Source organism: Aeromonas sp. FDAARGOS 1408 (assembly GCF_019048665.1).
GTDB lineage: Bacteria > Pseudomonadota > Gammaproteobacteria > Enterobacterales > Aeromonadaceae > Aeromonas > Aeromonas dhakensis.
Window position 1 is genome coordinate 3,879,172 of the sequence record NZ_CP077394.1, and the last position, 25,549, is coordinate 3,904,720.

The window sequence follows — 25,549 nt, forward strand, 5'->3', positions numbered from 1 at the left end:
CGACGGACAGAGTGAAGGGCTTGCACACCCATGCCTCCCAGCTCAATTGATAATGGGCATCCAGCTCGGCTGCCGTCTGGGGGGTGACCATCCGGTACATAGTTCCATCCTTGAGTTACACTGGTCGAAAACCATCTTGCCGTGCAAATTCATGGACTTCAATCTGCAAGCGTACCAAGCCGACCACTTATTGCACCTCAGCGCCAAGCCCCAGCGCCGGCTCACCGTGCAGGAAAATGCCCATCACCGCTGGCTGGAGATCGACGGCGTGGTGCAGTCGGCCATGTCCCTGGCCGAGCCCGCCACCCTCTGCCTGCCGCACCAGCAGGTGATCGCCTGTCTGCTGCCCGAACAGGCCGCCAGCATCCTCGAACTAGGGCTGGGAGGGGGCGATCTCACTCGCCATCTGCGTCGACGCTGGCCCGATGCCCGCCACGAGTGCGTCGACCTCGATGAAGAGGTGATCACCCTCTATCAGCTGTTCTTTCAGCCCGAACAAGGCAGCCAGCGTACGCCGACCCTGCACCAGGCCGATGCCCTCGCCTTTCTGGAGCAGAGCGAGGCACAGTACGACCTCATCCTGCTCGATCTGTTCAGCCAGGACGGCAATCCGCCGCTGCTGTTCCAGGAACGCATCTATCAGGCGCTGGCCCCCCGCCTCAACGGCGAGCTCATCATTAACCTGCTGCCGCGCACCCGCCTCGAGCTGACCCGGGTACTGATGCTGCTGGAGCAGTGGGTCGGCCCCACCACCCCCTACCCGGTGCCAGGGCTGCGCAACATACTGCTGCACACCAGCCCGCGCGATCCGCTGGCGTCAGACCTGTAGCCAGAAGGTGACCGGGCCGTCGTTGACCAGCGCCACCTTCATGTCGGCGGCGAAGCGGCCGGTGGCAGTCGGTATGCCGCTGGCGGCCCGCGCCACGAAGTAGTCGTACAGCCGCTCGGCCTCGACCGGGTGGGCACCGCCGGAGAAGCTGGGTCTCATCCCCTTGTTGGTGTCCGCCGCCAGGGTGAACTGGGAGACCACCAGCAGGCTGCCGCCGGCCTGGCTCACGTTGAGGTTCATCTTGCCGTTCTCATCGGAGAAGATGCGGTAGCCGCTCACCTTGTGCAGCAACTTGTCGGCCTTGGCCTCGTCATCCCCCTGCTCCACCCCGAGCAGCACCAGCAGACCCTGACCGATAGCCCCAGTCACCTCGCCCTCTACCGTTACGCTGGCCTCGCTGACCCGCTGAATCAGTGCAATCACATCTCTCTCCTCTCAAAACGAAACGACCGCCCCCATCTGCTGACGGGGGCGGTCGTCGATGCTAACAGCAAGGGGCCGGGTCAAGCCAACTCATCGGCACCCGGTCGCTCATATTCGCCGAGACAGGCGGTGGTTTCCGCGCCAAGCAAGACCACCAGCCAGCTCAGGTAGACCCAGACAAACAGAATGGGGATGGTCGCCAGGGCACCATAGATGGCCTGATAGGAGGGGAAGTTGGTTATATAGATGGCAAAACCGCGCTTGGCCAGCTCGAACAGGGTGGCCGCCACCAGGGCGCCGATGAAGGCGTGCATCAGCCGCACCTTGCAGTTGGGCACCACGGTATAGACCAGCAGGAAAGTGAGCACAGAGAACAGGAATGGCAGGCCGCGCAGCAGCAGGTAGCCGATACCGAACAGGCTCTCGGCCCCGAACAGCCGCAGCGAGAAAATATAGGAGGAGATGGCGATACTGGCCCCGATGAGCACGGGGCCCAGGGTCAGGATCATCCAGTACATGGCGAAAGCCTGGGCCAGCGGCCGGCTCCGGGTCGAACGCCAGATGTAGTTGAGGTTCTTGTCGATGGCCGAGATCAGCATCAGCGCCACCACGATCAGGGCACCGATACCGACTGCCGTGGTGTTGGTGGCGTTGGCCACGAAGCCGTCGATGTACTCCTTGAGCATCTCGCCGGCGGTGGGCACGAAGTTGTGATAGACGAACTGCTCCATCGCCTGCTTCAGACTCTGGAACACCGGAAAAGCCGACATCATGCCGAACACCACGGCGATCATGGGCACCAGGGAGAGCAGGGTGACATAGGCCAGATAGCCGGCGGTAACCGTCAGCCTGTCCTGCTGGAAACGGCCCCAGACGAACTGGGCAAAATGGCGCCCATCATGGCGCAAGAAAGAGAGGGCGTGACCGAGACGGCCACCGGATTTCAGCTGCATTGTGCTTCCCTATGTCTTCATCATGCCGACATTGTGTCAGATCCTGTCACCGTTTGACCACCCGCGAACCGGCTGGATGCGACTCGTCCGGGCGCGACTGTGGCCCCTTCTGCGGGAAGCGGCCATAAAAAAAGAGGCCCGCAGGCCTCTTTTCATCGCTGATGCAGCGGATCAAGCACGACCGGCGCGCTTGCGGTCCAGCTCGGTCAGCAGCTTCTTGCGGATACGGATGCTCTTCGGAGTGACTTCAACCAGTTCGTCGTTGTCGATGAACTCCAGAGCCTGTTCCAGAGACATGCGGATCGGCGGAGTCAGCACCTGGGCTTCGTCGGTACCGGAGGCACGCATGTTGGTCAGCTGTTTGCCCTTCAGGCAGTTGACGGTCAGGTCGTTGGAACGGGAGTGAATACCGATCACCTGGCCTTCGTACACTTCGGTCGCGTGACCGATGAACAGACGACCACGGTCTTGCAGACCGAACAGGGCATAGGTCAGCGCCTTGCCGGTAGCGTTGGAGATCAGCACGCCGTTCTGACGCTCACCGATGCTGCCACCCTTGTGCGGACCGTAGTGGTCGAAGGTGTGGTACAGCAGACCGGTACCTGAGGTCAGGGTCATGAACTCGGTCTGGAAGCCGATCAGGCCACGGCTCGGGATCATGAAGTCGAGGCGAACACGACCTTTACCATCCGGGGTCATGTTGGTCATCTCGCCCTTACGCAGGCCGAGTTGCTCCATAACGGAACCCTGGTGCGCTTCTTCCACGTCCACGGTTACGGTTTCGAACGGTTCTTGCAGAACGCCATCCACGGTGCGCAGGATAACTTCCGGACGGGATACCGCCAGCTCGTAGCCTTCGCGACGCATGTTTTCGATCAGGATGGAGAGGTGCAGTTCACCACGGCCGGAGACACGGAACTTGTCCGGATCGTCGGTCTCTTCCACACGCAGGGCCACGTTGTGGACCAGCTCCTGGTTCAGACGCTCCAGGATGTTGCGGGAGGTCACGAACTTGCCCTCTTTACCGGCGAACGGAGAGGTGTTGACCTGGAAGGTCATGTTCACGGTCGGTTCGTCAACGGAGAGCGGCGGCAGCGCTTCAACGGCACCGTTGTCGCAGATGGTGTCGGAGATCTTCAGCTCGCCCAGACCGGTGATGGCGATGATGTCGCCAGCTTGCGCATCGGCCACTTCGGTACGGGACAGACCCAGGTAGCCCAGCACCTGGCCAACTTTGCCGGTACGGGTCTTGCCATCGGCACCCACTACGGTCACCTGCTGGTTGGTCTTGACGCGACCACGGGTGATGCGGCCGATACCAATAACGCCCACGTAGGAGTTGTAGTCCAGCTGGGAGATCTGCATCTGGAAGGCACCGTCGGTGTCCGCGGCAGGCGCTTCCACGTTGTCGACGATGGCCTGGAACAGGGGTTCCATGTTCTCGGACTCGACGTCTTGATCCAGGGTGGCCCAACCGTTCAGTGCAGAGGCGTAAACAACCTTGAAGTCCAGTTGCTCATCGGTGGCGCCCAGGTTGTCGAACAGATCGAAGACCTGATCCATTACCCAATCAGGACGAGCACCCGGACGGTCGATCTTGTTGATGACCACGATCGGCTTCAGACCCTGGGCGAACGCCTTCTGGGTCACGAAACGGGTCTGCGGCATCGGGCCGTCAACGGCGTCAACCAGCAGCAGTACGGAGTCAACCATGGAGAGCACACGCTCAACTTCACCACCGAAGTCGGCGTGACCCGGGGTATCCACGATGTTGATGCGGTAGTCGTTCCAGCGGATCGCAGTGTTCTTGGCGAGAATGGTGATGCCACGTTCCCGTTCCAGATCATTGGAGTCCATGATCCGTTCCTGACCTTCGCTGGTGCGATCCAGAGTGCCGGATTGCTGCAGCAGCTTGTCCACCAGCGTGGTTTTGCCGTGGTCAACGTGCGCAATAATCGCAATATTGCGTAAATTCTCTAACATTCTCGCCTCAAATCACCGGGTAAAATTGGGCGCTAATTGTACTCTCGCCTTTGTGATCTGCCTAGCAGAATTGCAGTACATTCGCGCATAACAGGGGATCAGGATCATAGACCTTCTCATCAAAGCCTGCTTAGATAGGGGCCGACCGTATACCACGCACCATTTTAGTGCACCAAAACGATCCAAGGTTGCACTACTTTGAGGCGTAACGCGCTGAGATAGCGAGTCTCGGGGCAGGCCCGTAGTCGCAAATGCCCTGAAATCAAGCTGTCACAAACTTGGCACGATACTGGCTTATGTGAATGTGATGACGCATTCACCCTAAGAGTTTTAACACCGGAGGTTACTTAGCATGTCAGCCCAGAACGTTTTGGCCCTGATCCAGGAACACGAAGTCAAGTTTGTCGACCTGCGCTTTACCGATACCAAGGGTAAAGAGCAGCACGTATCCATCCCTGCCCACCAGGTCGACGAAGATTTCTTCGAAGACGGCAAGATGTTCGACGGCTCCTCCATCGGCGGCTGGAAAGGCATCAACGAATCCGACATGGTGCTGATGCCGGATCCTGCCTCTGCCAAGCTGGACCCGTTCACCGAAGAGACCACCCTGAACATCGTCTGTGACGTGCTGGAACCCGCTACCATGCAGGGTTACGACCGCGATCCGCGCTCCATCGCCAAGCGTGCCGAAGACTTCCTGAAAGCCAGTGGCATCGCCGACACCGTGCTGTTCGGGCCGGAGCCGGAATTCTTCATGTTCGACAACATCACCTTCTCGAACACCATGGGTCACAGCTTCGTGAAGATCGAATCCGAAGAAGCCGCCTGGAACTCCGGTACCAACTACGAGCACGGCAACAAAGGCCACCGTCCGTTCGTGAAGGGCGGTTACTTCCCGGTTGCCCCGGTCGACTCCTCTCAGGACATCCGCGCCGCCATGTGTCTGGTGCTGGAAGAGATGGGCCAGGTCGTTGAGGCTCACCACCACGAAGTGGCCACTGCCGGTCAGAACGAGATCGCCACCCGCTTCAACACCCTCACCCTGAAGGCTGACGAAGTACAGGTACTGAAGTACGTGATCCACAATGTGGCCCACGCCTACAACAAGACCGTCACCTTCATGCCGAAACCCATGTTCGGTGACAACGGCTCCGGCATGCACTGCCACCAGTCTCTGGCCAAGAACGGCGTCAACCTGTTCGCCGGCGACCTGTACGGCGGTCTGTCAGAGATGGCGCTGCACTACATCGGCGGCATCATCAAGCACGCCAAGGCCATCAACGCCTTCGCCAACCCGACCACCAACTCCTACAAGCGTCTGGTACCGGGTTATGAAGCACCGGTCATGCTGGCCTACTCCGCCCGCAACCGCTCTGCCTCCATCCGTATCCCGGTGGTACCGAGCCCGAAAGCGCGCCGCATTGAAGTCCGCTTCCCGGATCCGGCTGCCAACCCGTACCTGGCCTTCGCTGCCCAGTTGATGGCCGGTCTGGACGGCATCATCAACAAGATCCATCCGGGCGATGCCATGGACAAGAACCTGTATGATCTGCCGCCGGAAGAAGCAGCCGAAGTGCCGACCGTGGCCGGCTCTCTGGACGAAGCCCTGGCCGCGCTGGATGCGGATCGCGAGTTCCTGACCCGCGGTGGCGTGTTCAGCGACGACTTCATCAACTCCTACCTGGAGCTGAAGCAGCAGGACGTTGACCGTGTGCGCATGACCCCGCACCCGCTGGAATTTGAACTGTACTACTCCGTTTAATCCGGATCCCAGCTCAGAACTTGACCAAACCCGCCGACAGGCGGGTTTTTTCTCTGATAGGATTAAGCAGAATCCCGTCAAGGAGAGATGGATGAAAACCGCCTACCCAGTATGGATGCTGAGCCTGTTGCTACTGGCCACCAGTGCCGCCCAGGCCGCCAAGGTATACTCCTGGACCGACAACCAGGGGGTCGTCCACTACACGGATGCTCCGCCCCCGGGACAGAAAGCCAAGGAGGTCGATCTGCGCGTCGCCCCCTTCATAGGCACTGCCCCCCGTTCGGTCCAGGTGGACAATTTCAACAGCCTGACCGGTGTCGATGCCAAAAAAGAGAAGGAGGCGGCCAAGCTGGTGATCGAACTGCTCTCCCCGGAACAGGGCAGTACACTGCGCGACAACACAGGCAACGTGGTGTTCCAGGGCCAGGTCAAGCCCCAGCCGCCCACCCAGTATGACGTGCGCCTGACCCTGGACGGCAAGGCGGCCCCCCTCGTCAACAACGCCCTCGCCATCCGGGTCGAAAACCTGGATCGGGGTGCCCACGAGGCCCAGCTCGAGCTGCTCGCCAAAGACGGTACGATCCTTGCTAAATCCAAGGCAGTCACCTTCTACCTGCACCGGGCCAGCATCAATTCAGCCCCCAAAGCGACCCCGCTCAACAACAAGGGGTGATCCTGTGCCTCGATACGGGTAGACTAAATGCACCACATTGGTGCATAGCTGGTGTATAGCACCGTTTTAGGGAGAAACCAGTGCCAACCCGCCCGGATCAAGCCAGGATACTGCTCGACAACCTGCTGACCGCCGTCATCCTGATGGATGAACGGCTCTGCATCCAGTTCGTCAACCCCGCCGCCGAGCAGCTGCTCTCCCTCAGTCAGCGCCGGCTGATCGGCATCGAGCTGCCCCATCTGCTGGAACATATCTCCCTCGATCTACAGCGGCTCAAGCAGTGCCTCAGTTCGGGGCAGGGCTTCACCGACAGCGAAGTCACCCTGGTGGTGGAAGGGGAGCCCAGACTGGTGGAGATGAGCGTCAGCCCGTTGGCCGACCACGAACAGCGGCTGATGGTGGTGGAGCTGCGCAAGATAGACCAGCAGAAGAAGATCAGCCAGGAGTTGCAGCAACATGCCCAGCAGCAGGCGGCCAAGGAGCTGGTACGCGGCCTGGCCCACGAGATCAAGAATCCCCTCGGCGGTCTGCGCGGCGCGGCCCAGCTGCTGCAAAAGGAGCTGCCCGACCCCGCCCTGCGCGAATATACCGGCATTATCATCGAACAGGCCGACCGGCTGCGGGTACTGGTCGATCGGCTGCTCGGCCCCCAGCGCCCCGGTCGTCACCAGATGCACAACGTGCACTCGGTACTGGAGCAGGTGCGCCGGCTGGTAGAGCTGGAGCTACCACCAACGGTGCGCATCGAGCGGGATTACGATCCCAGCATCCCGGAGTTCGAGATGGAGCCGGACCAGCTGCAGCAGGCCTTTCTCAACATGGTGCGCAACGCCGCCGAGGCCATCGGCGAGCAGACCGGCCTCATCCGCATCAAAACCCGCACCGCGTTCCAGATCACCATCCACGGCCAGCGCTACCGGCTGGCGGCCGAGATCAAGATCATCGACAACGGCCCCGGCATCCCGGATGCCATCCGCGACACCCTCTTCTATCCGATGATCACCGGCAAGGAGGGAGGCACCGGGCTCGGCCTCTCCATCGCCCAGAACCTGATCGACCAGCACAAGGGGCGGATCGACTGCATCAGCTGGCCCGGCCACACCGAATTCACCATTTTTCTACCGCTTCGCAAATAAGGGAACGTCATGACAGCAAAAGTGTGGATCGTCGATGACGACAGTTCTATCCGCTGGGTGCTGGAGCGCACCCTCGGCAGTGAAGGCTTCGAGTGCGAGAGCTTCGCCGACGGCGAGGCGCTGCTGAGCTCGCTGGAAATGCGCTCGCCGGACGTGATCCTCTCCGACATCCGCATGCCCGGCATCGACGGCCTCAGCCTGCTTGAGCAGATCCATCGCCGCCAGGCCGACCTGCCCATCATCATCATGACCGCCCACTCGGATCTCGACAGCGCAGTCAACGCCTACCAGCGCGGCGCCTTCGAATACCTGCCCAAGCCGTTCGACATCGACGAGGCTGTGACTCTAGTGCGCCGCGCCGAGAATCACCTCAAGGAGCAGCGCACCAAGCGCAAGGCACGCCAGCAGGATCCGGCCAGCAGCCCAGAGATCATCGGCGAGGCGCCGGCCATGCAGGAGGTGTTCCGCGCCATCGGCCGGCTGTCACGCTCCAGCATCTCGGTGCTGATCAACGGCCAGAGCGGCACCGGCAAGGAGCTGGTCGCCCACGCCCTGCACAAGCACAGCCCGCGCGCCCACAAGAACTTCATCGCCCTCAATATGGCAGCCATCCCGAAAGATCTCATCGAATCGGAACTGTTCGGCCATGAGAAGGGTGCCTTCACCGGTGCCAACAACATCCGCCACGGCCGCTTCGAACAGGCCGACGGCGGAACCCTGTTTCTCGACGAGATCGGCGACATGCCGCTGGATGTGCAGACCCGGCTGCTGCGGGTGCTGGCCGACGGCCAGTTCTACCGGGTCGGTGGCCATCAGCCGGTACAGGTGGATGTGCGGATCATCGCCGCCACCCACCAGAACCTGGAGAAGCGGGTGGCCGACGGCGAGTTTCGGGAAGACCTGTTCCACCGCCTCAACGTCATCCGCATCCACATTCCCGCCCTCAAGGAGCGGCGCGAAGACATTCCCCAACTGGCCCGTCACTTTCTGCTGCGGGCAGCCAAGGAGCTGAACGTGGAGGCCAAGAGCCTGCATCCGGATACCCAGGCCTATATCAGCCGTCTGCCCTGGCCCGGCAACGTGCGCCAGCTGGAGAACGTCTGTCGCTGGCTCACCGTGATGGCCTCGGGGCAGGAGGTGCTGGTGAGCGACCTGCCCACCGAGCTGCTGACCCCCATCACCAGCACCGCCGAGCCGGGCCAGCCGGCGCTGTCCGGCGGCTGGCAGCAGCAGTTGCAGGACTGGGTCGCCGCCAAGCTGGCGCTGGGGGAGACCGACATCCTGGCCGATGCCCTGCCCCAGTTCGAGCGGATCATGCTGGAAACCGCGCTGGACCATACCCATGGCCACAAACAGGAGGCGGCGCGCCTGCTCGGTTGGGGACGCAATACCCTCACCCGCAAGCTGAAGGAACTCGACCTCTCCTGAGTCCCGAGGAAAAACGATTCCCATCACGCCTTGGCAAATCGCCGACCAATAAGACCCCGTTTGATTTCAAACGGGGTATCTTTTTTGGAAGCCCCGCCTAGAATGGCAGGCTTTCCAACCCGACTCGAAGAAGGCGCCATCATGATTGACAGATCTCTTCCCCTGACCGACCTGCACCGCCATCTGGACGGCAACATCCGTCCGCAGACCATCCTCGAGCTGGGACGTCAGCACAATATCCGGCTGCCGGCAGACGAACTCGAAGCGCTGCGCCCGCACGTGCAGATCGTCGAGAACGAGCCGAGTCTGGTCGCCTTCCTGAAGAAACTGGACTGGGGCGTGGCCGTGCTGGCCGACTACGATGCCTGCCGCCGGGTGGCCTACGAGAACGTGGAAGACCTGCTGCGCGCCGGCATCGACTATGCCGAGCTGCGCTTCAGCCCGGCCTACATGGCGATGGCCCACAAGCTGCACCCGCAGGGCGTGGTCGAAGCCATCATCGACGGCGTAGCGGCCGGTAGCCGCGACTTCGGCATCAAGACCAACCTGATCGGCATCATGAGCCGCACCTTCGGCACCGAGCAGTGCAAGCAGGAGCTGGATGCCTGTCTGGCTCATCGCGACAAGCTGGTTGCCATCGATCTGGCTGGCGACGAGCTGGGCTTCCCGGGCGAGCTGTTCACCGAGCACTTCCGCCGGGTGCGCGATGCGGGCATGCGCGTCACCGTGCACGCCGGTGAAGCCGCTGGCCCCGAAAGCATGTGGCAGGCCATTCGCGAGCTGGGGGCCGAGCGTATCGGCCACGGCGTCAAGGCGATTCAGGATCCAGCCCTGATGGCCTATCTGGCCGAGCACCGCATCGGCATCGAATCCTGCCTCACCTCCAACATTCAGACCACCACGGTGGCGAGTCTGAGCGAGCACCCGATCCGCCAGTTCCTGGCCGCCGGCGTGCTGGCCTGTCTCAACACCGACGACCCGGCGGTAGAGGGGATCGACCTGCCTCACGAATATGAAGTGGCCGCTCCGGCCGCCGGCATGACAGTGAGCGAGATCCGCACCGCCCAGCAGAATGGCCTGACCCTGGCCTTCCTGAGCGAGAGCGAAAAGGCCGAGCTGAGCGCCCGCGCAGCCCAGCACTGAGTACAGCCAGGCCCAACAAAAAAACCGCCGAGAGGCGGTTTTTTTATTTTCCAATAGCATCGACCGGCTTAGATCACCCGGGAAAACTGCTGCTGGCGCGCCTTGCTCCGCAGGTAAACATCGAAACACATGCAGATGTTGCGGATCAGCAGCTGACCGGTGGAGACCACCTCCAGCCCCTCTTCGGTCATGCGCACCAGACCGTCATCGATGAAGGTCTGCAGCAGCTTGAGATCCTCGGCGAAGTACTCCTTGAACACCAGACCATGGGCCTGCTCGACGGCGGCAAAGTTCAGGCGAAAATCGCAGATGAGGCGCTTGATCACCTCGCGGCGGATCAGGTCGTCCCGGTTGAGGGAGCACCCCTTCCACTGGGCGTGCCCCAGCGTTTCCACCTGGCCATAGTAGGCCTTGAGCTCTTTCTGGTTCTGGGAATAGGCGTCGCCGATCATGCTGATGGAGGAGACCCCCAGCCCCAGCAGGTCGCAATCCCCCTGGGTGGTATAGCCCTGGAAGTTGCGATGCAGCTTGCCCTCACGCTGGGCCACCGCCAGTTCGTCGTCCGGCTTGGCGAAGTGATCCATGCCGATGAACTGGTAACCCTGACCGGTCAGGAAGGCGATGGTGTCCTGCAGCATGGCCAGCTTCTCCTGCGGCGCCGGCATGTCCGCCTCCTTCAGCTTGTGCTGGGCGGCAAAGCGGCTCGGCAGGTGGGCATAGTTGAAGATGGAGAGGCGCGCCGGGTCGGTCTTGAGCACCTCTTCCAGGGTGTGGTGGAAGCTCTCACGGTTCTGATGTGGCAGGCCGTAGATGAGATCCAGGTTGGTGGAACGAAAACCCAGTTCGCGGGCCCGCTCCAGCATGGCGCGGATGAAGTCGTTGTCCTGCTCGCGGTTGACCGCGACCTGGACCTCCTTGTTGAAATCCTGCACGCCAAGACTGATGCGGTTGAAGCCGATTTCCCGCAGCACGTCCAGCATGGAGAGCTCGATCTCGCGCGGATCCACCTCGATGCTGATCTCCCCCTCTTCGGCGAAATGGAAGTGCTCCCGCAACATGGTCATCAGTCGGCGGGTCTGGGGTTCATCCAGATAGGTGGGCGTGCCGCCGCCCCAGTGCAGCTGGGTCACCAGCCGCTGCTTGAACAGCGGGGCCTGTGCCTTGATCTCCTGCTCGAGGTAATCGAGGTACTGGTCAGCCTTGTGGCGGTGACGGGTGATCACCTTGTTGCAGCCGCAGTAGTAGCAGAGCTTGTGACAGAAGGGGATGTGCACGTAAAGCGACAGGTTGCGCGCCGGATACTGGCTCGCGGCCTGGACGAAGTCCGGATAACCGAAGCCCTCGTTGAACTCCAGCGCAGTGGGATAGGAGGTATAACGCGGGCCGCTGTAATTATATTTTTCGATCAGGGCCTGATCCCACACAATCTGTTCTGCTTGCACGCTTGCTTCCTCTTGTTGTTATTGGCTCACCGGCTTAACTGAAAATCCTTCAGTCGGGCCACATCCTTGAGGATCTGCGCCTCCAGCTCGGCCTCATAGCCACTGCGTTCGAGATCCATCTTCATGATTTCATTGCGCTTGAGGGCCCGCCTCGCCTCATGGGTCGGCATCTCTTTCACCTTCTCGTAGAGACCGTACAGACCCGGAAATTCACCGGCAAAGGCACGACCGCCCTTGATCTGCAGTGCATCGAGCAGGTTGGTCAGCCGGATGGCACCTTCGGAGTAGTCGCACTGGCCGTCTCGTACCGCGTGGGCGATGACCCTGACGCTCTCGATAATATGCTCATTGCGGGCCGCGATGGCCTGCTGCTGGCTGTCGTGCTGGCGCTTGAGACGGGCCAGCAGGGAACCGGCATAGAAGGCCAGCCCCAACAAAATCAGGCCGCCCAACAGGGCGGCCAGCATCCATCCACTCATCACTTTTTCTTCGGCTCAGGCTTGGGCTCCGGCTGATAGTCAACCTGAGTGAAACGATCCCACAGCTCCTCTTCGGAGGCAGGCTGGTTCGGCTCGTCAAAGTCGGCATCATCAAAGTCCATGTCGTCTTCATCGTCATCGTTGTCGATGATGCCAAGCTCGTCCATCAGCTCCTGATAGCGATCGACCCGCTGATCGACCCAGGCCTGCTCGGTCGCTTCCAGGGTTTCACCAGCATCCAGACGATCCAGCAGGTCATTGAGGCGATCATCATTCTCGATGGAGGCCAACTCCTGCTCAGGGGTCATCACCAGCTTCTTCTCTTTGGCCGGCTTGGGCGCCACCGGCTTGCCACCCTTCTCTTCCACGATCAGCGCGACGGGCTTGCGGGAACCGATACGCGGGTCCTTGACCTGCTTGGTACCGCCTTTCTTGCCGCTCTGCTCGACTTGCTGGCGGGATCCGGCCTTCAAGCCCTTGCGCTTGGCGGCGCGCTTGCGCTCACGGCCTTCCTGGGCACTGGCCTCTGATTCTTTGCGCTTACCGGCGGGCTTGCGATTGGGTTGTTTAGCCGACATGAATGACTGACTCCGACAAATAACTGGATTGAAACCCGTTCCCGGCCTGATGTGGGCCGGGGAGGATGCTGATACCGGGAGTGATGGACGAGAAACAAAAAGTGGGATCTCGCACCCATCCGGCCATGAATGACCGCCAAATACCGCAGGATCGGCATCCTCTGGGCATGTTGCTGGTATTTTGACACAGAATGACCGGGCGGGTTAATGACCCAAAAGAAAAAAGGCAGCCGAAGCTGCCTTGATATGTTTATGCGAGTCCCATCCCTGGCTGCAAATCACCCTGTCCGTGGTGATACGTCTGCGCATCATATCTTTGTGTGTGGTCGTCCTGACCTTAATTGGTCGATCCTGAATGTGCGTGTGCTTGCCTGACCCATGCCGACGACGTCCGGTCATCTTCTGGGGTGGTTGCGTCCCGCAGCCCCGCTCTTCCTGAACGGTCACCATCCTGGTTTTTCAATCCTTTGCCTGCCACTTGCATGGCTCCGTGGCGTCCTGCCGCCTCGACATCCTGTCTTTCACGTCATCCCTGTCGTGAACTGCCCTGCGGGCCACTCCATGCATCCACTGTATCAACTTAATAAAGTGGCTCAATCCACCAGGAACGTTTTCAAACGGAAATAATCCATCTATTGTCATTTAACATATTGAAATTAATGAATTACTAAGCATTATTCCCGAATTTTTTAAGCCCTGGCCAGGCTCATGAATGGGAGATCTCTTACAACAATGCGAGAAAAAATTGGCCAAATGGTGTTAAAGGCCAAAAAGAAACGAGGAGCCGCTGGCTCCTCGTCAATATCAACGGGCTGGATAAACGACCGCAATCAGTGCAGGCCCGCCACATATTTGGACAGCACTTCGATATCCTGATCGGTCAGCTTCTTGGCCACATCCCGCATCATGCCGTTTGGATCGTTGTCACGAGCGGCAGCCCGGAAGGCGGTGAGTTGGGCCTTGATGTAGGTAGGGTGCTGGCCGGAGAGGCTTGGATACTTGGCCTGCTCGACCCCGGAACCACGAGGACCATGACAGGCGGTACAGGCAGCCAGACCGCGGCTCATGTCGCCCCCCATGTAGAGCGCCTTGCCTGCCGCCACAGCATCATCGGGCACGGCGATCGGCGTCACCTTCTGGCTGGAGAAGTAGGCAGCCAGGTCCTCCATGTCCTGCTCGGACAGGGGAAGCGCCATCGGCCCCATGATGGGAGCAACCCGACCAGTTTGGCCGGAAGCTGCAGCCTTCAGTTCAACTAACTGCTTTTTGATATATGATGCGTGCTGACCAGCAATCTTGGGATACATGTCGACAAGGCTGTTTCCGTCCGGTCCGTGACAGGCCGCGCAAACGGCAGCCTTGGTTTGTCCCGCAGCGGCATCGCCCTTGGCTTGTGCCATCCCCGTTACGCCAACCATCAGAGCAAGAGTAATGACTAGGTTCTTCATGGCGTTCCAACTTCTCGTTATTAGGCTTCCAGATCCCATGCCGCTGAAGGCATGTTAAAATAAACGCGTTTAAGCGACGCCATTTTACACGATTTCACAAAAAAGTAACTCTATAACCCTCTATCTCTATGGGGAATTTACGTTGGATACACAAACTCTGAATTTCAATAAGGTGCATTTTGTGACCAGCGCACCCGACATCCGTCACCTGCCAAATGATGGGGGTGTCGAGATTGCGTTTGCCGGCCGTTCCAACGCCGGTAAGTCATCTGCATTGAATACCTTGACCAAGCACAAGAACCTGGCGCGTACCAGTAAGACCCCGGGTCGCACCCAGTTGATCAACCTGTTCGAGCTGGAGCCGGGCAAGCGTCTGGTCGACCTGCCGGGTTACGGTTATGCGCAAGTTCCGCTGGAAATGAAGCTTAAGTGGCAAAAGTCCCTGGCTGAATATCTACAGCGTCGCGAGTCTTTGAAAGGCTTGGTGATCCTGATGGACATCCGTCATCCGCTCAAAGATACCGACATGAACATGCTGGAGTGGAGCGCCCACCGCGCACTGCCTGTCATGCTGCTGCTGACCAAGGCCGACAAGCTGAGCCCGGGCCCGCGCAACAATCAGGTCATCAAGGTACGTCAGGCCGTGGCGGCATTGGGCCCGCATATCCAAGTAGAAGCCTTCTCCTCGCTGAACAACATCGGGGTGGAAAAGCTGGCCCAGACGCTGACCGGCTGGTATCAGGCTGGCGCCGATGAGGTGATTGACGACGAACAAGAGTCGATCGAGGAATAGCTCCCCTCTTGTTGACGCGACAAGCAACCATGCAATTGGCGGAGCGACTCCTCCGCTGATTGAAAGGCTTTCAGCCTGTGAGCCCCCTTCTCTGCCCTCCATCCACGCTTGGCTTACCTCCCTCTAAAAATCTGAATAACCATATTGATCAATGGGATAAACAGTTAATTTTATATAACAATTAACTTTTCATCCCATTGGCAACGTTTTCAAATTCATGCAGAGGAAAAGCAGCGATATCGCTTAATAAGTACCAAAATGAAATTTAATTACATTTTCTGTGGCAGAGGGATAAAAATGAGGCCGATGCTGCAGATGCAGTACCGGCCTTAAACAATCAGTTCAAAAATTGGGAAGAAGCTAAATCTTGAGAACAAAGACGACTGGTTTTTCCTCAAGAAGCCCTTTCATTCTAACAAATATTCACCAACATTAAAGCATTTACTCTAAACGCAACCCATAAAAAAACGCCCCGATGATGACTCACCGGGGCTGCTATTCAGCCACATTCAATTACGTGAAATAAAAGGTCTGAAAGATAGAACATCTTACCTCTGTACCCTACGTTGCTAACTGTATAGCAAAGCAGCAGAAAGTGAAAGTAATTTATGTAATTTAGTTTCACGAAAAATGAATTACATAATTTTTCTTACTTTTCATGCAGATAAAAAAATCCCCGGTACGAATACCGGGGCGTTATAAAGGTGACTAGCTAGCACTTCCTCAACTATCTAGTTAGTCCACGTCTCTTGGTACAAGTTCCGCTGCTTTGAGAAAAAACTCGTAAAAATCACAGATAGATTGCACCATCCTCGGCAAACTCTTGTTCTTCAATGAGTTTTTCAGCCATCTCTTCAATGTCAAAACGCACGCTTTCGAAGGCCCGCAGTATGTCCTCCTCCCTGGCCAGGGAGAGACCGGTCATTTTTTCCAGTCGCCGGCGGCTGATGTAGCAGTCGACCAGTGCCCCCATCTGCTGGGCGGGAAAATGGATGCGCTGTTCATGCGGTTGCCAGTCCGCCAGCTCGGGAAACAGGATGCCTTGATTCATAGGGTCCCCAGATTGCGTTGCAGTTCTCTCAATACCTGTTTAGTCCCTGGCCGGATTCCGCGCCACACGGTAAACGCTTCGGCAGCCTGCTCCACCAGCATACCCAGCCCGTCCATGGCCTGGCGGGCACCATGTTGTCTGGCCCAACCAATAAAAGGGGTATCCGTCGCACCATACATCATGTCGTAGATAGCGATGTCGGCATGGATCAGGGCAGGATCCAGAGGCGGGAGCTCTCCCTGCAGACTGGCGGAGGTGGAGTTGATGATCAGATCGAAAGGACCGGCTAGCTGCGGGTAAGTCTGGGCACTGACGGATCCCAGATCAGCAAACTCGGCCGCCAGCTGCTCGGCCCGGGCGTGGGTCCGGTTGGCGATCACCACTTCGGCCGGCTGTTCGGCCAGCAAGGGCGCCAGGGCGCCGCGCGCCGCACCACCCGCTCCTAGCAACAGGATCCTGCTGCCGGCCAAATTCATCCCATGGGACTTGAGGTCAGCCACCAACCCGGCCCCATCGGTATTGTCCCCCAGCAATACGCCGTCATCGGTCAACTTGATGGTATTGACCGCCCCCGCCCGTTTGGCCCTGGGGCTCAGCCGGTCGACCAGGGAAAATGCCTGCTCTTTGAAGGGGACTGTAACGTTGCACCCTTTGCCGCCCTGGGTAAAGAAGGCACGCAATGCGGTGGCGAACTCCTCGACTGCCGGCTCGGCCAGACCATATTCCAGCTCTTGCTGGGTCTGCCGGGCAAAGAGGGTATGAATGAAGGGGGATTTGCTGTGGCGCACCGGGTGGCCAAAAACCAGATAACGATCCATCAAGGCGTTCCTTTAGAGGGCAATCTCCCGATTTAACGGGTTTTCCCCCGCGGGAACAAGTCGAATATCGGCAACAAGAAGGGGCCGCGATGGCCCCTTGCTTCACAGCCACTCACGCGGCTTGAGATAGTCGGTGTAGAGCTGCGCCTCCGGGCTGCCAGCCTCCGGTTGCCAGTCATACTCCCAGCGGGCCAGTGGCGGCATCGACATCAGGATCGACTCGGTACGCCCCCCCGTCTGCAGACCGAACAGGGTACCGCGGTCGTACACCAGATTGAACTCCACGTAGCGACCGCGGCGATATAACTGGAACTCCCGCTCCCGCTCGCCATAGGCATCTCCTTTGCGTCGCTCGACAATCGGCAGATAGGCGGCGAGGTAGCCTTCACCCACCGCTCGCATGAAGGCAAAACTGTCGTCAAACGGCCAGCGATTGAGATCGTCGAAGAAGAGACCGCCGACACCACGGGTCTCGCCTCTATGCTTGAGGAAGAAGTAGCGATCGCACCAGGCTTTGAACTCGGGATAGATGTCATCGCCAAACGGCTGGCAGAGGTCGTGGGAGACTTGGTGCCAGTGCCGAACGTCCTCTTCGAACGGATAGAAGGGCGTCAGATCGAAGCCCCCTCCGAACCACCAGATGGGCTCCTCCCCCTCTTTTTCGGCGATGAAGAAGCGCACGTTGGCATGGCTGGTCGGCACGTAGGGGTTGTGCGGATGGATCACCAGCGACACACCCATGGCCTCGAACCTGCGGCCAGCCAGCTCGGGGCGATGGGCCGTGGCGGAAGCCGGCATGGCATCGCCATACACATGGGAGAAGTTGACTCCCCCCTGTTCGATCACCGCGCCATGGCGCAGCACCCGGGTACGACCACCGCCGCCCCCCTCACGCTGCCAGGCATCCTCCACAAAGTGCCCGGCACCGTCAGCCTGCTCCAGTCCACGGCAGATGTCGTCCTGCAACTGCAGCAGGAAGGCCTTGACCTGGGCTACATCCGGTTTGCTCATCTTGTCTCCAGTCAGCCAGGATCGTCGCCTGACCCTATTATTGTGATGTCCTCGAACCGGCACTCCGCCCGTCCGCATAGCCACCAGACCTCGTCACCAATGCCGCTCAGGAGGGGCGAATGACGGCACCGGTTCTGGCATCCTTGATCTCGGATGGGTTGGCCTGCCCCCCCACTTCGCCTGGCAGGATATAGGCCAGCTGGCTGGCCAGCAATTCGCCGATGTCGGCCAGCCGGCGGGCGGGTTCCTCGCCAGTCAGGTTGGCACTGGTGGAGACCAGCGGCTTGCCGAAGGCGCGGCACAGCGCCTGTACCTGTGGATGGGCCGTAACGCGCACGGCCAGGGTGTCAAATTGCCCGGTCAGCCAGGCCGGCGTATCGGGACGAGCCGGCATGATCCAGGTAAAGGGGCCGGGCCAGCTGGCCTCCACCCTGGCCAGCTGCTCGCTGGTGAGCTGGTCCAAATCGATGTAATCCTGCAGCTGGGCCAGATCGGCGGCAATCAGGATCAACCCTTTCTCTACCGGTCGTTGCTTGATCGCCAGCAGGCGTTGTACCGCCGCTTCGGAATCGGGGTCACATCCTAGGCCAAAAACCGCTTCGGTAGCGTAGGCAATCACCCCATCGTGCTGGAGTGCGGCAACAGCAAGTTCAAATTCTTTGGACATAAAAAATGCGACAGCCGGGCTGTCGCCTCATCATCAATTAAGGTTGACCCCGCAGGGTGGCAACCACCGCAGCCCCCTTCATCCCCCTGCCAACAACAGAGAGCGAGGCTGACCGTGGTTGCCGTCTCGGGGCTTACTTGAGTTGAGCCTGCAGGGCGGCATCCTTGGCCAGCACCTCGTCGGCATTCTTCTGGCGCTCGGCCCGAACCTTGGCCGCCAGTTCATCATCGGCCACCGCCAGCATCTGGGCGGCCAGATAGCCGGCATTTTTGGCACCGGCTTTACCGATAGCCACGGTTGCCACCGGCACACCACCCGGCATCTGCACGGTGGAGAGCAGGGCATCCAGCCCCTTGAGCGGGCCACCATCGATGGGCACGCCGATCACGGGACGCGTAGTGATGCCAGCCACGGCACCTGCCAGGTGAGCGGCCAGACCGGCGGCGCAGATAAATACCTTGCAGCCACGGGCTTCGGCATCGGTTACGTACTGGTGGGTCGCCGCCGGGGTACGGTGTGCGGAAGTCACCTTCACTTCCACCGCGATGTCGAACGACTTGAGAACCTCAAGAGTGGTCTGCATCACGGGAAAATCGGAATCAGAGCCCATCAATACGGCAACGAAAGGTTTAGTCATGGCGGGAATTTCCTTACTCCAAGTGGGGGGTGGAAGGTTGCCGAAAACGTTTCAATTCGCTCAAGGCGGCGCGATTATACCCGCTCGCTCTGGTGGCCGCATTTCTTTTGCGGACAGATCCAGCGCACGCTCCCCCGCACCTTTTTCTCCACCATGATGCCCCAGCCGCACTGCGGACAAGGCATGGCAACCGGCTTGTCATTGACGACGTATTTGCAGTGGGGATATCCGTCGCAGGAGTAGAACTGCTTGCCATAACGCGAGGTACGGCTGATCAGATGACCCTTGCCGCACTCGGGACAGAGTACCTGGGTATCGTCACTCTCCTGCAGGGATTCGATGTGCTGACAGGCCGGATATTGGGTACAGCCCACGAACAACCCATAGCGCCCCTTCTTGATCGCCAGCGGCTGGCCACAGTCCGGACAGGCAGAGCCCTCGAGCACTTTCTCGATGTCACGGCCGGAGGGGGTCAGGGAACGAATGAAGTCGCAGGCGGGGTAGGCGGAACAGCCCAGAAAAGGGCCGTGCTTGCCCTGGCGGATCACCAGCTCGGCACCACACTGCGGGCATGGCTCACGTTCAAGCGCATGCTCGTGGGCAGAAAAGAGGTGGTGATCGATCTTTGACATGGGCCGCGCCTTGAAATCCAGATGATCCGGATTCTACCAGCGCGGCTGCGGGCTGTCAGTGGATGACGCCATCTGACTCGTCAAACACCAGCTCTTCCATCTGCTGGTAGGCGTTTTCACTGCCGGGAACGTTGAAGAGCACCATCATGACCACCCACTTCAGGTCATCCAGCTCGATATCCGGCTTGTCCAGCTCGAGCAGACGCTCGATGCAGATTTCGCGGGTTTCGGCGTTGAGCACCTGGGCCTGCTCCAGAAACAGCAGGAAGCCGCGGCACTCGGTGCTGAGACGGGCCAGTTCTTGCGGGGCATAGATACGCATCGAGCCTTGCGTACTGGCGGCCACGTAGACCTCCCGCTCGCTGTCGTGCAGGTTGGCCAGTCTTTCCAGCCAGTCGAGTGCCTTCTCGATCTCCTCCTTGTCGAAACCGGCGCGGCTCAGTTCATCGGTGAGTTCGTTCTGTTCGACCGTCACATCTGCATCGCTGTGGATGTAGGTCTCGAAAAGGTACATCAATACATCAAACATGATTCGCCCTCCTCGCTCTGACGTATCCACCGGCTACCGCCATCACTGCTCCGGCAAGCTCCAGCTCAACCAACCTGCCCAATACCACTTCGACAGGAAGCTGGGTCCGCTCGGCAACGGTATCCACGCTCGTGGTCTCGTAATCTACGTTATCCAACAAATCGGCATAAGGCAATTCGCTATTATGCTGCTGTTCAGACATATCCGTCCCTTGATGGCTCAGGGCACAGAATCCCGGCAGCTCTTCCACTATATCGGCCGCGTTCAACACAAGTTTGGCCCCCTGCTGGATTAATTTGTTGCAGCCCAGCGCCTGCCCGTTCTGCGGTGCCCCCGGCACGGCGAAGACATCCCGTCCCTGTTCTAGCGCGTAACGGGCCGTGATGAGCGAACCGCTCTGCTCGGCCGCCTCCACAACCAGGGTTCCCAGCGACAGGCCGCTGATGATGCGATTGCGCCGTGGAAAGTGTTCCGCCAGCGGCCCCTTGTCGGGCACCAGCTCGGAGATGAGCACACCATCCTGCGCCAGGATCTGCTCTGCCAGCCCCTGGTGACGCTTTGGGTAGAGGCTGTCGAGCCCGGAGCCCAGCACTGCCAGGGTGATCCCCCCGTTTGTCAGCGCCTGTTGATGACAAATCCCGTCGATGCCAAGCGCCAGACCGGAGGTAATGGCCAATCCGCACCCGACCAGCTCGCTGCAGAGGCGGGCCGCATTGTCCTTGCCGGCATAGGTCGGGTGGCGCGTGCCGACCATCGCCAGCTGGGGAACAGACAGCGCTGCCAGATTGCCGCGGCAGTAGAGCAACAGAGGGGCGGCTGGGATCTCCTTGAGCAGAGGTGGATAGGCGGTATCGTCGGGGCAGAGAAGGTGATTGCCGGGCTCGGCTGCCCAGCTTAGCCCCTGTTCGACCACCGGCAGAGGCCATCGCATCTGCCGGATCTGGGCACTTTGCAGACCCAGTTCTCGCAAGGTGCCATCTTCCGAGTCGAACAGGGCGGCGATGTCGCCGCCGAAATGGGCGAGCAGACGAGCGGCAGTGACCGGGCCAATACCGGTGACGGCATCCAGTGTCAGCCACAGCGCGAGTCGCCCGGATGGAAGCGTCACGTCAGAAGTTGCTGACCTGATAGCCGGTGCCGACCATGTTCTGGCTTTGCAGGATCAGCCCGTAGCTCAACTTGTCATACACCTTGAACAGCATGACCCGCGCCACCGCCTCCGAGGGGAGCGGTGGTTTGCCGGCAGAATAGAAGGCCTTGTCATAGACGGAAGAGTACTCCCGATAGGCGACCTTGCCATTCTTGCTCACCAGTCGGGTCCCGGGTCGCAGGATCTCCAATACATCGCCGGGCGCCACCTGATCCCGCAGACCCTTGTTGATGAGCACGACATCGAACTTGCCGCCGCCCCGGGCCTTGCTCGGCAGATCGACGATATAGCCGGGCGAGATGACAGGGGCCGCCTTGGGTGTAAACACGGCGGAGAGGCTCTCCTGCGGCGGGAACGGCATCAGCTTGTCTCCCTGATACACTTCCCGCTTGCTGTGGCTGAGGGTGACCCGGGTGCGGCCATCCGGCAGCAGGGCCTCCGCCCTGGCCGTACCGACGAAGACCGCCTCCTGCCCAAGTTGCTCGCCGGTTTTCCGATCCTTGTAGATGGCACCAGGGTGGTAGATGCCGTAATCCTGGCCCGGGATCAGCGAACCCTGCACGTAGAGGGTATCGCCCTCCAGCATGCCGATATGGGCCTCATCATTACCGAGCACGTAGGGCAACTGCTTCGCCTGCTGGCTGTTTGCCAGAATATGGTCGGTCTGCAGGAAGGGGCCTATCTCGCTGAGCGGCAGGGTCGGAATAGGGTTGGCCTTGTTCTCGTAGCGGCTCTTGGGAGAGAGGCGGATCACCTGCTTGCCGCCCTGGGTCGCCTTGCCGAGCCGCGGCTCGCCATTGACCCAGCTCAGGTGCAGCACGTCACCCGGGTAGATCCAGTGGGGATTGGCAATCTGCGGGTTGATGTTCCAAAGCCTTGGCCAGAGCCAAGGCTCTGCCAGATACTGGCCGGAAATATCCCAGAGGGTGTCGCCTTTTTGCACCACATAGGTCTCGGGATAGCCTGCCTTCAGTTTGAGCTGGTCGGCCTGAGCTCCCTGGCTCAACGTGGCCAACAGGCAGGCGAGGATGGTTTGCTTCAGATACATAACACTCCCTGTTACTTCTGCGCGCAAAGTGTTGCTGTTTTTTGTCGGCGTAAATGACTAGAATTACGCCAATATTGACTGCATTTATACGAAACTAAAGAAAAAACTATGGCCATTCTAGATGTATTGCGTTTCCCCGATGAGCGTCTGCGTACCGTCGCAGCCCCTGTCGAGACCTTTACACCCGAGTTACAACACATTGTAGATGATATGTTCGAAACCATGTACGCGGAGGAAGGCATCGGCCTTGCCGCCACTCAGGTCGACATTCATCAGCGCATCATAGTGATCGATGTCTCTGAAAACCGTGAAGATCCTCTGGTATTGATCAACCCCGAGATCATCGAGCAGGCCGGCAGCACCGGCATCGAGGAAGGGTGTCTCTCCGTGCCCGGCAGCCGTGCCCTGGTGCCCCGCGCCGAGTGGGTCAAGGTGCGCGCACTGGATCGCCACGGCAAGGCATTCGAGCTGGAAGCAGACGATCTGCTCGCCATCTGCATCCAGCATGAGATGGATCATCTGGTCGGCAAGCTGTTTGTGGATTACCTCTCCCCACTCAAGCGCCAGCGCATTCGCCAGAAGCTGGAAAAGATGGCCCGTGAAGATCGCAAAGTCCTCTGAGGATCTGCCCCATTGAATAAGCTGAAACTGATTTTTGCCGGTACTCCCGACTTCGCCGCCCGTCACCTGGCGGCGTTGTTGTCTTCCGACCACGAGGTCGTCGCCGTTTATACCCAGCCGGACAAGCCTGCCGGCCGCGGCCAGAAGCTCACCGCCAGCCCGGTCAAGGAACTGGCGCTGGCCCACGATCTGCCGGTCTATCAACCGGCTTCCCTGCGCAAGGAAGAGGCCCAGGCCGAACTGGCTGCCCTTGGCGCCGACCTGATGGTGGTGGTGGCCTACGGCCTGATCCTGCCCAAGGTGGTGCTCGATACCCCTCGTCTGGGCTGTATCAACGTGCACGGCTCCCTGCTGCCGCGCTGGCGCGGCGCCGCCCCGATCCAGCGTTCCATTTGGGCGGGCGATGCCGAAACCGGCGTCACCATCATGCAGATGGATGTGGGGCTGGATACCGGCGCCATGATCCGCAAGATGAGCTGCCCCATCGCCGCCGACGAGACCTCCGCCAGCCTCTATGACAAGCTGGCCGAACTGGGCCCGCAGGCGCTGGTCGACACCATCAACGCCATGGCCGCCGGCGACACTGCCGCCGAGGCGCAGGACGATGCGCTGGCCAACTACGCCGAGAAGCTCTCCAAGGAAGAGGCCCGTATCGACTGGTCGATGGAAGCCGTCGCCATCGAGCGCTGCATCCGCGCCTTCAACCCCTGGCCCATCAGCTGGTTCGAGGTGGCTGACCAGACCGTCAAGGTATGGCAGGCCGAGGTCATCACACAGGATCACGGCCAGCGCGCCGGCACCCTGCTCAAGGCCGACAAGCAGGGGATCGATGTCGCCACCGGCAAGGGGGTACTGCGCCTGCTGACCCTGCAGCCGCCCGGCAAGAAGGCGATGTCCGTGACGGATCTGCTCAACTCTCGCCGCGACTGGTTTGAACCCGGCACGCAATTGAATTGAACTGAATTGACACAAGGCGGGGCCCAGGCCCCGACTTGCGCATCTAAGGTAACACTATGAAAACACGCGCACAGGCTGCTCTCGTCATTCAACAGGTGCTGGATCAGGGCCAGTCCCTCTCAGCCGTTCTGCCTGCTGCCCAGGAGAAGGTTGCGCCCCGCGATCGCGCCCTCCTGCAAGAACTCTGCTACGGTACCCTGCGCTGGCTGCCCCGCCTCGATGCGGCGGTCGGCGAGATGATGGACAAGCCGCTCAAGAACAAGAGCCGCATCTTCCACTACCTCATCCTGGTCGGTCTCTATCAGCTCATCTACACCCGCATTCCGGCTCACGCCGCGGTGGCCGAGACCGTCAACGCCGTCAAGCTGCTCAAGGGTACCTCTCTGCGCGGCCTCATCAACGGCGTGCTGCGCAACTTCCAGCGCAGCGCCGAAGTCATTCTGCTGCGCATCGACCGCGTACCGAGCGTGCGCCTCGGCCACCCCGAGTGGCTCACCAAGCGTCTGCGTCAGGCCTATCCGGATGAGTGGGAGTTCATCATGGAGGCCAACAACCAGCGCCCACCCATGTGGATCCGCAACAACAGCCAGCGCCAGAGCCGCGAGCAGATGCTGGCCCGCATGGCCGACGCCGGCATCAATGCGGTGGCCGGTGAAGAGGGCGAGGATTGCATCCTGCTGGAGCGTCCCTGCGACGTGACCAAGCTGCCCGGCTTCGAGGTCGGCGACTGCTCGGTACAGGATGGCGCAGCACAACAGGCGGCCGCCCTGCTCGACCCGCAACCGGGCGAGTGGGTGCTGGATGCCTGCGCCGCCCCCGGCGGCAAGACAGCCCATCTGCTGGAGCGCCAACCCGCGCTGGCCGGCGTGGTCGCCGTCGATGCCGACGAGAACCGCCTCAAGCGGGTGCAGGAGAACCTGGATCGCATCGGCCTCAGCGCCAAGGTGATCCACGGCGATGCCAGCACGCCGGATCAGTGGTGGCCAGAGGGGCAGTTCGATCGCATCCTGCTGGATGCCCCTTGCTCCGCCACCGGCGTCATCCGCCGCCACCCCGACATCAAGTGGCTGCGCCGGGATCAGGACATTCGCGAGCTGGCAGAGCTGCAGCGCCGCATCCTCGGCGCCCTCTGGTCGAAACTGAAAAGCGGCGGTACTCTGCTCTACGCCACCTGTTCCGTGCTGCCGGAAGAGAACCGCGATCAGATCCGCGCCTTCCTCGCGGCCACGCCAGATGCCACTCTGGTGCCCCTGCACGCAGAGGACACACCGGAGTGCCCGGGGCGCCAGTTCCTGCCGGGCGAGGCCGAGATGGACGGCTTCTACTACGCCAGGCTGAGCAAGCGCTAAGCAGGGCCG

26 protein-coding genes are annotated in these 25,549 nt (G+C 60.2%); 10 read left to right on the plus strand and 16 right to left on the minus strand.

All coding sequences use genetic code 11. The features are described from left to right. The first annotated feature begins 151 nt into the window (after positions 1-151). Positions 152-829, plus strand: coding sequence for a spermidine synthase (locus tag I6L38_RS17935; RefSeq protein WP_026141220.1), 678 nt, complete (start codon positions 152-154; stop codon positions 827-829). Here the strand turns inward: I6L38_RS17935 and dtd are convergent. The 3 genes from dtd to typA all read right to left on the minus strand — a co-directional run bounded on the left by dtd (position 818) and on the right by typA (position 4,188). Further along, on the minus strand, positions 818-1,252 hold the full coding sequence (dtd, locus tag I6L38_RS17940) for a D-aminoacyl-tRNA deacylase (RefSeq protein ID WP_043171993.1): 435 nt from the start codon (positions 1,250-1,252) through the stop codon (positions 818-820). The genes I6L38_RS17935 and dtd overlap by 12 nt on opposite strands. An 80-nt stretch (positions 1,253-1,332) precedes the next feature. Further along, positions 1,333-2,205: a virulence factor BrkB family protein gene (locus tag I6L38_RS17945; RefSeq protein ID WP_017766237.1), complete on the minus strand. Its 873-nt coding sequence runs from the start codon at positions 2,203-2,205 to the stop codon at positions 1,333-1,335. Positions 2,206-2,376: 171 nt separating this feature from the next. Further along, positions 2,377-4,188 (minus strand): translational GTPase TypA, encoded by a 1,812-nt coding sequence (gene typA / locus I6L38_RS17950; RefSeq protein WP_005307808.1) that lies wholly within the window; start codon positions 4,186-4,188, stop codon positions 2,377-2,379. Positions 4,189-4,540: 352 nt separating this feature from the next. Here typA and glnA point away from each other — a divergent pair, with 352 nt between their 5' ends. From glnA to add, 5 genes are all read left to right on the plus strand, one after another. Further along, positions 4,541-5,950, plus strand: coding sequence for a glutamate--ammonia ligase (gene glnA, locus I6L38_RS17955; protein WP_005307807.1), 1,410 nt, complete (start codon positions 4,541-4,543; stop codon positions 5,948-5,950). Positions 5,951-6,041: 91 nt separating this feature from the next. Continuing rightward, positions 6,042-6,623 (plus strand): DUF4124 domain-containing protein, encoded by a 582-nt coding sequence (locus I6L38_RS17960; RefSeq protein ID WP_043170743.1) that lies wholly within the window; start codon positions 6,042-6,044, stop codon positions 6,621-6,623. A gap of 80 nt (positions 6,624-6,703) precedes the next feature. After that, positions 6,704-7,759 (plus strand): nitrogen regulation protein NR(II), encoded by a 1,056-nt coding sequence (glnL, locus tag I6L38_RS17965; protein ID WP_005307805.1) that lies wholly within the window; start codon positions 6,704-6,706, stop codon positions 7,757-7,759. A 9-nt stretch (positions 7,760-7,768) separates the two neighbouring features. Beyond that, positions 7,769-9,187, plus strand: a complete 1,419-nt coding sequence (glnG, locus tag I6L38_RS17970) for a nitrogen regulation protein NR(I) (RefSeq protein ID WP_005307804.1) — start codon at positions 7,769-7,771, stop codon at positions 9,185-9,187. A gap of 141 nt (positions 9,188-9,328) precedes the next feature. Further along, complete coding sequence (add, locus tag I6L38_RS17975) at positions 9,329-10,330, plus strand: adenosine deaminase (protein WP_216988804.1); 1,002 nt, start codon at positions 9,329-9,331, stop codon at positions 10,328-10,330. Positions 10,331-10,398: 68 nt separating this feature from the next. On the opposite strand, the gene hemN is transcribed toward add, so the two are convergent. The 4 genes from hemN to I6L38_RS17995 form a co-directional block, all read right to left on the minus strand. Continuing rightward, positions 10,399-11,772 carry an oxygen-independent coproporphyrinogen III oxidase gene (hemN, locus tag I6L38_RS17980; protein ID WP_043170741.1) on the minus strand — a complete coding sequence of 458 codons (1,374 nt, stop codon included), beginning with the start codon at positions 11,770-11,772 and terminating at the stop codon, positions 10,399-10,401. 26 nt (positions 11,773-11,798) lie between these two features. Beyond that, positions 11,799-12,239, minus strand: coding sequence for a DUF2489 domain-containing protein (locus I6L38_RS17985; protein WP_216989603.1), 441 nt, complete (start codon positions 12,237-12,239; stop codon positions 11,799-11,801). Between the two features lie 11 nt (positions 12,240-12,250). Then, positions 12,251-12,829: a Der GTPase-activating protein YihI gene (gene yihI / locus I6L38_RS17990; RefSeq protein ID WP_043170740.1), complete on the minus strand. Its 579-nt coding sequence runs from the start codon at positions 12,827-12,829 to the stop codon at positions 12,251-12,253. Between the two features lie 830 nt (positions 12,830-13,659). Then, positions 13,660-14,277 (minus strand): cytochrome c, encoded by a 618-nt coding sequence (locus I6L38_RS17995; protein ID WP_043170739.1) that lies wholly within the window; start codon positions 14,275-14,277, stop codon positions 13,660-13,662. A gap of 142 nt (positions 14,278-14,419) precedes the next feature. On the opposite strand from I6L38_RS17995, the gene yihA reads away from it, so the two are divergent. Next, complete coding sequence (gene yihA / locus I6L38_RS18000) at positions 14,420-15,070, plus strand: ribosome biogenesis GTP-binding protein YihA/YsxC (protein ID WP_005307794.1); 651 nt, start codon at positions 14,420-14,422, stop codon at positions 15,068-15,070. 790 nt (positions 15,071-15,860) lie between these two features. On the opposite strand, the gene I6L38_RS18005 is transcribed toward yihA, so the two are convergent. The 9 genes from I6L38_RS18005 to I6L38_RS18045 all read right to left on the minus strand — a co-directional run bounded on the left by I6L38_RS18005 (position 15,861) and on the right by I6L38_RS18045 (position 22,613). Continuing rightward, complete coding sequence (locus I6L38_RS18005; RefSeq protein WP_005307791.1) at positions 15,861-16,121, minus strand: DUF1488 domain-containing protein; 261 nt, start codon at positions 16,119-16,121, stop codon at positions 15,861-15,863. Next, on the minus strand, positions 16,118-16,939 hold the full coding sequence (gene aroE / locus I6L38_RS18010; protein WP_017778610.1) for a shikimate dehydrogenase: 822 nt from the start codon (positions 16,937-16,939) through the stop codon (positions 16,118-16,120). The genes I6L38_RS18005 and aroE overlap by 4 nt, the downstream gene beginning before the upstream one ends. A gap of 102 nt (positions 16,940-17,041) precedes the next feature. Further along, complete coding sequence (gene hemF / locus I6L38_RS18015) at positions 17,042-17,950, minus strand: oxygen-dependent coproporphyrinogen oxidase (protein WP_216988805.1); 909 nt, start codon at positions 17,948-17,950, stop codon at positions 17,042-17,044. 106 nt (positions 17,951-18,056) lie between these two features. Continuing rightward, complete coding sequence (locus I6L38_RS18020) at positions 18,057-18,617, minus strand: Sua5/YciO/YrdC/YwlC family protein (protein ID WP_005307782.1); 561 nt, start codon at positions 18,615-18,617, stop codon at positions 18,057-18,059. 133 nt (positions 18,618-18,750) lie between these two features. Then, the gene (purE, locus tag I6L38_RS18025) at positions 18,751-19,254 is read right to left on the minus strand and encodes a 5-(carboxyamino)imidazole ribonucleotide mutase (RefSeq protein WP_005307779.1); all 504 of its coding nucleotides are present in this window, start codon (positions 19,252-19,254) and stop codon (positions 18,751-18,753) included. 74 nt (positions 19,255-19,328) lie between these two features. Then, positions 19,329-19,886 carry a type I DNA topoisomerase gene (locus I6L38_RS18030; RefSeq protein ID WP_005307777.1) on the minus strand — a complete coding sequence of 186 codons (558 nt, stop codon included), beginning with the start codon at positions 19,884-19,886 and terminating at the stop codon, positions 19,329-19,331. Between the two features lie 55 nt (positions 19,887-19,941). Beyond that, the gene (locus tag I6L38_RS18035; RefSeq protein WP_005307774.1) at positions 19,942-20,415 is read right to left on the minus strand and encodes a DUF494 family protein; all 474 of its coding nucleotides are present in this window, start codon (positions 20,413-20,415) and stop codon (positions 19,942-19,944) included. Beyond that, positions 20,408-21,523 (minus strand): DNA-processing protein DprA, encoded by a 1,116-nt coding sequence (gene dprA, locus I6L38_RS18040; protein ID WP_216988806.1) that lies wholly within the window; start codon positions 21,521-21,523, stop codon positions 20,408-20,410. The genes I6L38_RS18035 and dprA overlap by 8 nt, the downstream gene beginning before the upstream one ends. A 1-nt stretch (position 21,524) precedes the next feature. Next, a complete protein-coding gene (locus tag I6L38_RS18045; protein ID WP_017778614.1) occupies positions 21,525-22,613 on the minus strand; it encodes a LysM peptidoglycan-binding domain-containing protein in 1,089 nt (362 codons plus the stop codon). 108 nt (positions 22,614-22,721) lie between these two features. Between I6L38_RS18045 and def the strand changes: the two genes are divergently transcribed. The 3 genes from def to rsmB are packed head-to-tail and all read left to right on the plus strand — an operon-like array spanning position 22,722 to position 25,540. Continuing rightward, on the plus strand, positions 22,722-23,234 hold the full coding sequence (gene def, locus I6L38_RS18050; RefSeq protein WP_011704266.1) for a peptide deformylase: 513 nt from the start codon (positions 22,722-22,724) through the stop codon (positions 23,232-23,234). A gap of 12 nt (positions 23,235-23,246) precedes the next feature. After that, on the plus strand, positions 23,247-24,191 hold the full coding sequence (fmt, locus tag I6L38_RS18055; RefSeq protein WP_017788635.1) for a methionyl-tRNA formyltransferase: 945 nt from the start codon (positions 23,247-23,249) through the stop codon (positions 24,189-24,191). Positions 24,192-24,247: 56 nt separating this feature from the next. After that, the gene (gene rsmB / locus I6L38_RS18060) at positions 24,248-25,540 is read left to right on the plus strand and encodes a 16S rRNA (cytosine(967)-C(5))-methyltransferase RsmB (RefSeq protein WP_017785240.1); all 1,293 of its coding nucleotides are present in this window, start codon (positions 24,248-24,250) and stop codon (positions 25,538-25,540) included. The last annotated feature ends 9 nt before the right edge of the window (positions 25,541-25,549 follow it).

Excerpts from the sequence above, each read along its gene's own strand:
- I6L38_RS17935 (WP_026141220.1), top strand. The coding sequence starts at position 152 with ATGGACTTCAATCTGCAAGCGTACCAAGCCGACCACTTATTGCACCTC.
- I6L38_RS17945 (WP_017766237.1), bottom strand. The coding sequence starts at position 2,205 with ATGCAGCTGAAATCCGGTGGCCGTCTCGGTCACGCCCTCTCTTTCTTG.
- typA (WP_005307808.1), bottom strand. The coding sequence starts at position 4,188 with ATGTTAGAGAATTTACGCAATATTGCGATTATTGCGCACGTTGACCAC.
- glnA (WP_005307807.1), top strand. The coding sequence starts at position 4,541 with ATGTCAGCCCAGAACGTTTTGGCCCTGATCCAGGAACACGAAGTCAAG.
- I6L38_RS17960 (WP_043170743.1), top strand. The coding sequence starts at position 6,042 with ATGAAAACCGCCTACCCAGTATGGATGCTGAGCCTGTTGCTACTGGCC.
- glnG (WP_005307804.1), top strand. The coding sequence starts at position 7,769 with ATGACAGCAAAAGTGTGGATCGTCGATGACGACAGTTCTATCCGCTGG.
- add (WP_216988804.1), top strand. The coding sequence starts at position 9,329 with ATGATTGACAGATCTCTTCCCCTGACCGACCTGCACCGCCATCTGGAC.
- I6L38_RS17985 (WP_216989603.1), bottom strand. The coding sequence starts at position 12,239 with ATGCTGGCCGCCCTGTTGGGCGGCCTGATTTTGTTGGGGCTGGCCTTC.
- yihI (WP_043170740.1), bottom strand. The coding sequence starts at position 12,829 with ATGTCGGCTAAACAACCCAATCGCAAGCCCGCCGGTAAGCGCAAAGAA.
- I6L38_RS17995 (WP_043170739.1), bottom strand. The coding sequence starts at position 14,277 with ATGAAGAACCTAGTCATTACTCTTGCTCTGATGGTTGGCGTAACGGGG.
- I6L38_RS18005 (WP_005307791.1), bottom strand. The coding sequence starts at position 16,121 with ATGAATCAAGGCATCCTGTTTCCCGAGCTGGCGGACTGGCAACCGCAT.
- aroE (WP_017778610.1), bottom strand. The coding sequence starts at position 16,939 with ATGGATCGTTATCTGGTTTTTGGCCACCCGGTGCGCCACAGCAAATCC.
- hemF (WP_216988805.1), bottom strand. The coding sequence starts at position 17,950 with ATGAGCAAACCGGATGTAGCCCAGGTCAAGGCCTTCCTGCTGCAGTTG.
- I6L38_RS18020 (WP_005307782.1), bottom strand. The coding sequence starts at position 18,617 with ATGTCCAAAGAATTTGAACTTGCTGTTGCCGCACTCCAGCACGATGGG.
- purE (WP_005307779.1), bottom strand. The coding sequence starts at position 19,254 with ATGACTAAACCTTTCGTTGCCGTATTGATGGGCTCTGATTCCGATTTT.
- I6L38_RS18030 (WP_005307777.1), bottom strand. The coding sequence starts at position 19,886 with ATGTCAAAGATCGATCACCACCTCTTTTCTGCCCACGAGCATGCGCTT.
- I6L38_RS18035 (WP_005307774.1), bottom strand. The coding sequence starts at position 20,415 with ATGTTTGATGTATTGATGTACCTTTTCGAGACCTACATCCACAGCGAT.
- I6L38_RS18045 (WP_017778614.1), bottom strand. The coding sequence starts at position 22,613 with ATGTATCTGAAGCAAACCATCCTCGCCTGCCTGTTGGCCACGTTGAGC.
- def (WP_011704266.1), top strand. The coding sequence starts at position 22,722 with ATGGCCATTCTAGATGTATTGCGTTTCCCCGATGAGCGTCTGCGTACC.
- rsmB (WP_017785240.1), top strand. The coding sequence starts at position 24,248 with ATGAAAACACGCGCACAGGCTGCTCTCGTCATTCAACAGGTGCTGGAT.